Source organism: Kitasatospora sp. NPDC057198, from assembly GCF_042670125.1.
GTDB lineage: Bacteria > Actinomycetota > Actinomycetes > Streptomycetales > Streptomycetaceae > Kitasatospora.
In genome coordinates, this window is sequence record NZ_JBHUWH010000500.1 from 1 (window position 1) to 5,505 (window position 5,505).

2 protein-coding genes are annotated in these 5,505 nt (G+C 76.5%); both read left to right on the top strand.

Annotation, left to right across the window (positions count from 1 at the left end):
- Window positions 1–163 precede the first annotated feature (163 nt).
- Window positions 164–493, top strand: a complete 330-nt coding sequence (locus ACFUEL_RS34100) for a trypco2 family protein (RefSeq protein WP_380241190.1) — start codon at window positions 164–166, stop codon at window positions 491–493.
- A gap of 37 nt (window positions 494–530) precedes the next feature.
- Complete coding sequence (locus tag ACFUEL_RS34105) at window positions 531–5,303, top strand: tetratricopeptide repeat protein (RefSeq protein ID WP_380241192.1); 4,773 nt, start codon at window positions 531–533, stop codon at window positions 5,301–5,303.
- Window positions 5,304–5,505 lie beyond the last annotated feature (202 nt).

Sequence of the window (5,505 nt, forward strand, 5' to 3'; positions counted from 1 at the left end):
GTGCGTGCTATCGGCGTGCCGGCCGGAAGCCCTCGTACTGGATGTACTTGGGTTTTCGGCCGGTGCGGCGAGAGGGCGTGCCGGGCGTCGCGACGGGCGAAGGTTGCCTGACGCGGCGCTAGGGTGGCCGACGAGTGGTCAACTCAACCAGGGGAGAGCGAAGTTGGACATCGAACTGGCGGATGCCGTGGCTGCCGTGCGGAACGAACTCCTGAAGGCCCAGCAGCTCGGCAGCGGGCAGGAGCTCCTGTTCGAGGTCGGTCCGATCGAGATGGAGTTCGAGGTCGAGCTCCGGGCGGACGCGAAGGCCGCCGGGAAGTTCAAGGTCTGGGCGCTGTCCGCGGAGGCCGAGGGGGGCGTTTCGCGCGGGAGGACCCACCGGATCTCCTTCACCCTGACGCCCCGGCAGGCCGGCCGGCCCGACCTCCTGATCGCCAGTGAGGGCAACGGCCCGCGCCCGCCGGAGAACCTCGACGGCTACTACCGGAACTGAGACGACCGGACCGGGGCGCTGGAACGCAGGGGGGAACATGCTGCAGGACCGAGTGGTGATCGTCGACCGGCTGGGCACCCGGGGCTCCGGCTACCTGGTCGGTCCCGGACTGGTACTGACCTCCGCGCACGTCGTGGGCATCGCGGCGGCGGTGTCGCTGCGCCGCCCCGGCACCGGCCGGGACTTCCGGGCGACCGTGGTGTGGCGGGGAACCCCGGACGGGCGCGACGACGCCGCGCTGCTGCACGTCGACGACGACGGGTGGACACCGCCCGCCTCGCCGGGCGTCCGCTGGGGCGAGTTCCTCACCCTGCGGACGGGGCAGCTGTGCGAGGTGATGGGCGTTCCCGAGGTGGCCCAGTACACGGGGCGCCGGAACGGCCGACCGCTCGGGGAGCAGAAGGACTTCGTGGACACCGCCCACCTGACGGGCTCGGTCGATCCCGGCGACTCCTCCGTCGGCAACCGCTACGTGCTCAACGTCACCAAGGTCCCTTCGGGCTGGTCGGGCGGACAACTGCCCTGGGCCGGCCTCTCCGGGGCCGCGCTGCTGTTCGACGGCCTGCTGGTCGGCGTGGTCGCGAGCGAGGCGGCCTTCTACCAGCACTCCGCGATCGAAGCCGTACCGGCCTACTACCTCTTCCGCGCGCGGGAAGGTGCCGCGTTCCGCGCGGCCCTGGCCAGGTACGGGGCCGACTCGCTGCGGCTGGAACCCGCGGAGTTCGTCCCGCTGACCAATCCCGTTTCCACCGATCCGGACCGCTCCGGGAGCTCTCCGGCCGCGCTGCTGCGCCCGGAGCGGGAGGTCGTCCCCTTCCACGGCCGCGAGGACCTGCTGGAGGACCTGGTCGGCTGGTGCGGGCGGCCCGGTACGGACGTGCTGCTGGTGCACGGGCCCGGCGGCCAGGGCAAGACCCGGCTGGTGCGCGAACTGGCCCGACGGCTGGCCTCCGGTTCCACGCCCGACCGGTGGACGACGGTGTGGGCGGCACCCGCGGCGCCCGGGGAGGACGGGGCGCCCGGGGCGCCCGGGGAGGACGGCCCGGAGCTGGCCGTCCTGGGCGAGACCCACCGCCGGATCCTCGTCGTGCTCGACTACGCGGAGCAGCGGATCGGCCAGCTGGCGAAGCTGATCGAGTCGGTGCCCGGCCGCGACCTCCCGTTCAAGGTCGTGCTGATCGCCCGGACGGACGGCGAGTGGCGCGAACGGGCCAAGGCGCGCGGCGAGGCGGTGGCGGAGGCGCTGGGGCGGGCCGCGCTCGTCGCGCTGCCCGCGCTGGCGGCGGACGCCGGGGAGCGGCCGGCGCTGTACCGGCGGGCCGCGGCCGCCTTCGCCGGGCGGTTGCGCCTGCTGCCCGACCGCGGGCACGTCGACTGGGCCGCGACCGCGGCCGCGCTGCCGCCGCGCGACCTGGCGGACGCCCGCTACGCCAACCCGCTGACCCTGCACATGACCGCGCTGGCCGACCTGCTGGACGCGGGCGATCCGCTGCCGCCGGCCCCGGAGCCCTCCCGCAGCGGGCAGCTGGTCGTCCACATCGAGAACCCCGACGACGCGGAGGATCGCCTGCTCCTGCACGAGGAGCGGCACTGGAAGGGGATCCTGGCGGGCAACGGGGTCGGGCCGGCCGGCCCGGAGGCGGAGGCGTTCAAGGACGCGCTCACCGCGACGGCCCTGCTGGACACCGGCGACTACGCGCGGGCGGACGCCGTGCTGCGGCGGGTCCGGGGGCTCTCGGACGACGCCCGGCGCGGGACCGTGGAGAAGTGCCTCATCGACGCCTACCCTCCCGCCGGGGCGGCGACCGGCCCGTGGGGGGCCGTCCAGCCCGACCGGGTCGCCGAGCGCTTCGCCGGGAAGCGGGTGCTGGCGCGGCCCCACCTGCTCCCCGCGCTGAGTGCCGACCTGGCGCCCGGTGACGCCGAGCGGCTGCTGACCGTGCTGACCCGGGCCGCGCACCACCGCCCGCTGCGTGCCGAACTTGCCCCGCGGATCACCGAGTTGTGCGCCGCCTCGCCCGACGTCCTCGCGCTGCCCGCGATCGCCGCCGCCACCCACGTCGAGGAGGCGGCGCCGCTGACCGACGCCCTCGTGCGGCTGCTCGACTCCCCGCTCGCCGACCCCGAGCGGCTGGCGTCCTGGGCCGAGGTGCTGCCCGACTCCTCGTACAACCTCGGCCCCTGGGCCGTACGCCTGCTCGAACGGACCCTGCGGGCGCCCGGGGGCGGAACCGGCGCCCTCGAGGAGTTGCTGGCCCGCACCCGGACGCAGCGCCGGCTGGCCACGTGGTACTGGAGGGTCGGGAACCACTCCGGCGCCCTGTCGACGGTGGGGGACGCCGTCGGGGCGCTGACCGCCGCCACGGCCCTGCACGGTCCCGGGACGCCGCACGGGACCGCCCTGCGGGGAGCGCTGGCGGCCTGCCTCAACAACCGGGCGAACTTCCACTCCCGGCTGGGGCAGTGGGACGAGGCCCTCGCCTCGGCCGACCTCGCCGTCCGGGTCCTCGAACTGCTCGAGGAGCACGGCGGGCTGGACCGTCCCGAGCACCTGCTGTCCGCACTGGGCACCCGCGCCAACGCCTACGGCGACCTGGGCGACCTCACCCGCGCGCTGGCGGACTGGAGCACCGTGGTCGAGCGCCGCCGGGAGCAGGCGGCGGACGGCGGCGAGGCGGCCGTGGCCGCCCTGGCCCTCGCACTGAACAACCTCGCCCTACGCCAGCGCGACCAGGGCCGGGGCGAGGAGTGCCTGCGCAGCAGCCGGGAGGCTGTCGCGCTGCTGCGCCCGCTGGCCGGGCGGCAGCCGGACGCCCACCTGCCGCTGATGACGGAGTCGCTCGGCACGCTGGCGGACTGCCTCGGCGACACGGGCCGCCCGACCGAGGCGCTGGAGGTCTCCCGGGAGGCGGTCGCCCTGTGGCGCCGGCTCGCCGGGGGCCGGCCGGCCGCCCACCGGAGCGGGCTGGCCCGGAGCCTCAACTCGCTGTCCGTCGAACTGAGTCGGGCCGGTCTGGGCCGCGAGGCCCTGGCCGCCGCGCGGGAGGCCGTCGGGCACTACGAGGAGCTGGCGGCCGAACAGCCCGGGGCGTACCGCAAACCCCTGGCGATGACCCTCAACACCTGGTCCAACGAGCTCAGCGACGCGGGAGAGGCCGAGCAGGCGGTGGAGGCCGCGGAGCGGGCCGTCGCCCTCTACGCGGAGCTGCACCGCTCCCACCCCGGGGCGTTCGCCGCCGACCACGCGATGGCCCTGGGCAGCCTGGCCCTGCGGCTCGACGACGTCGGCCGGGGCGCGGAGGGGCTCGTCCTGCTGGAGCGGGCCGCCCGGCTCTACCGGTCCGTGCCCGAGCCCCGGCCGGCCGGCGTCCAGGCGGACTTCGCGCGCTGCTTGGACAGCACCGCCGCGATGCACCGCGGCGCCGGCCGCGACGCCGAGGCGCTGGAGGCGGCCGAGCAGGGCGTGGCGGTGAGCAGGGTCCTCGCCGAGGCGCAGCCCGAATCGTTCGATCCGCTGTACGCCCGGCTGGTCACCACCCGGGCGCTGTGCCTGTACCGGCTGGGCCGGCTGGAGGAGGCGGCGGACGCCGCCGGGACCGCGGTCGCGGCGGCCACCCCGACCGCGGCCCTGCCGGAGTCGGCCGCCCTGCTGGACGTCCTCTCCTCCGTCCTGGGCCTGGCCCGCCGGCACGAAGCCGCGCACGCGGCGCTGCGGCTGGTGGTGGACGCGCGGCGGGCGCTGGAGCGGATCGACCCCGAGCGCCACCGGGACGACCTGCTGCAGTCCCTCGACCTGTTGCGCCGTCGGCTGGCCGCTGCGGGGAGGCCCGCCGAGGCCCTCGAACTCGCCGAGGAGGCACTGCGGCTGCGCCGTCTCCAGTTGGAGCGGCGGCCGACCCACGACCACCGGGCCGGGCTCGCCTCCGCACTGTCCGACATCGGCGGCGAGTTGGACCGGTCGGGCCGGCGCCGGGAGGCCGCCGCGTACGTGGCGGAGGCGGTCGCGCTGTGGGAGGCCCTGCCGGCCGCCGAGCGGGACGCCCGGATGCCCGCCCCCGCCTTCACCTCGCTCACGCACGCCACCGCGCTGTGGGCCGCCGGGGAGTCCGCCCGCGCGCTGGCGCTGCTGCGCGAAGTCGCCGAGTCGTTCGAGCGGATGCCCGAGGCGCATCCGGGCCGCCATGTCGGGACGGCCTTCTCGCTGGGCCTGCTCGGTTCGCTGTCGGTCGAGGTGGACGGGGCGGAGGCGGCGCTGCCGCACCTGGACCGGGCGGTCGCCGCCGCCCTGGCGATCGGGGGCCAGGGGGCGGAGGCGTACGAGGCGATCGTCGCGGACACCTTCGACTCCCGGGCCCAGGTGCGCGCGAAGTGCGAACCGCCCCACCCGGGAGCCGCCTCGGACGCCGAACGGGCCGTGCGGCTCTACCGGGGCCTGCCCGCGGTGGAGGCGGCCGCCCGGGCCGCCCGGGCCGTCGGCGCGCTGGCCGTGTTCGGGGTCGCCCGGGCCCAGGGCGGGTCGGCCGAGCAGGCGCTCGCCGACACGGCGCAGGCGCTGGCCGCCGCCCGGCGGCTCGATCCCCCGGAGAGCGACGAGCACCGGATCGCCCTGGTGACGGCCCTGCTGTGCCGGGCCCGGAGCAGGCTGCTGACCGGCAGCGGGCGGGCGGAGGCCGTCGCCTGCGCCGGGGAGGCCGTCGGCCTGCTGGAGTCGATGGCGGAGACGACACCCGTGCTCTTCGCGTACGAGCTGCGCCGGGCGCGCGCGCTGCGCGAGGAGGTGGAGCGCGCGTCCTGGCAGGGCGCCGGGTGACGGCGGCGCCCCGGCGGCGGGAGGATAGGATGACGCTCCGTCAGTTCTCGTCCACCGGAGGGTAATCGTGTCCGACGCCCTGCTCATCGCGAAGATCAGTCACGGGTTCGACCACCTGGACGCCGACGGGGACGGGCGGCTCACCGAGCACGACCACGTCCTGATGGGGCGGTCGGTGGCGAAGTCGCTGGGGCACCCGGCC

Bases quoted from the DNA above. Each gene is read 5' to 3' on its own strand.
- ACFUEL_RS34105 (WP_380241192.1), top strand. From the start codon at position 531: ATGCTGCAGGACCGAGTGGTGATCGTCGACCGGCTGGGCACCCGGGGC.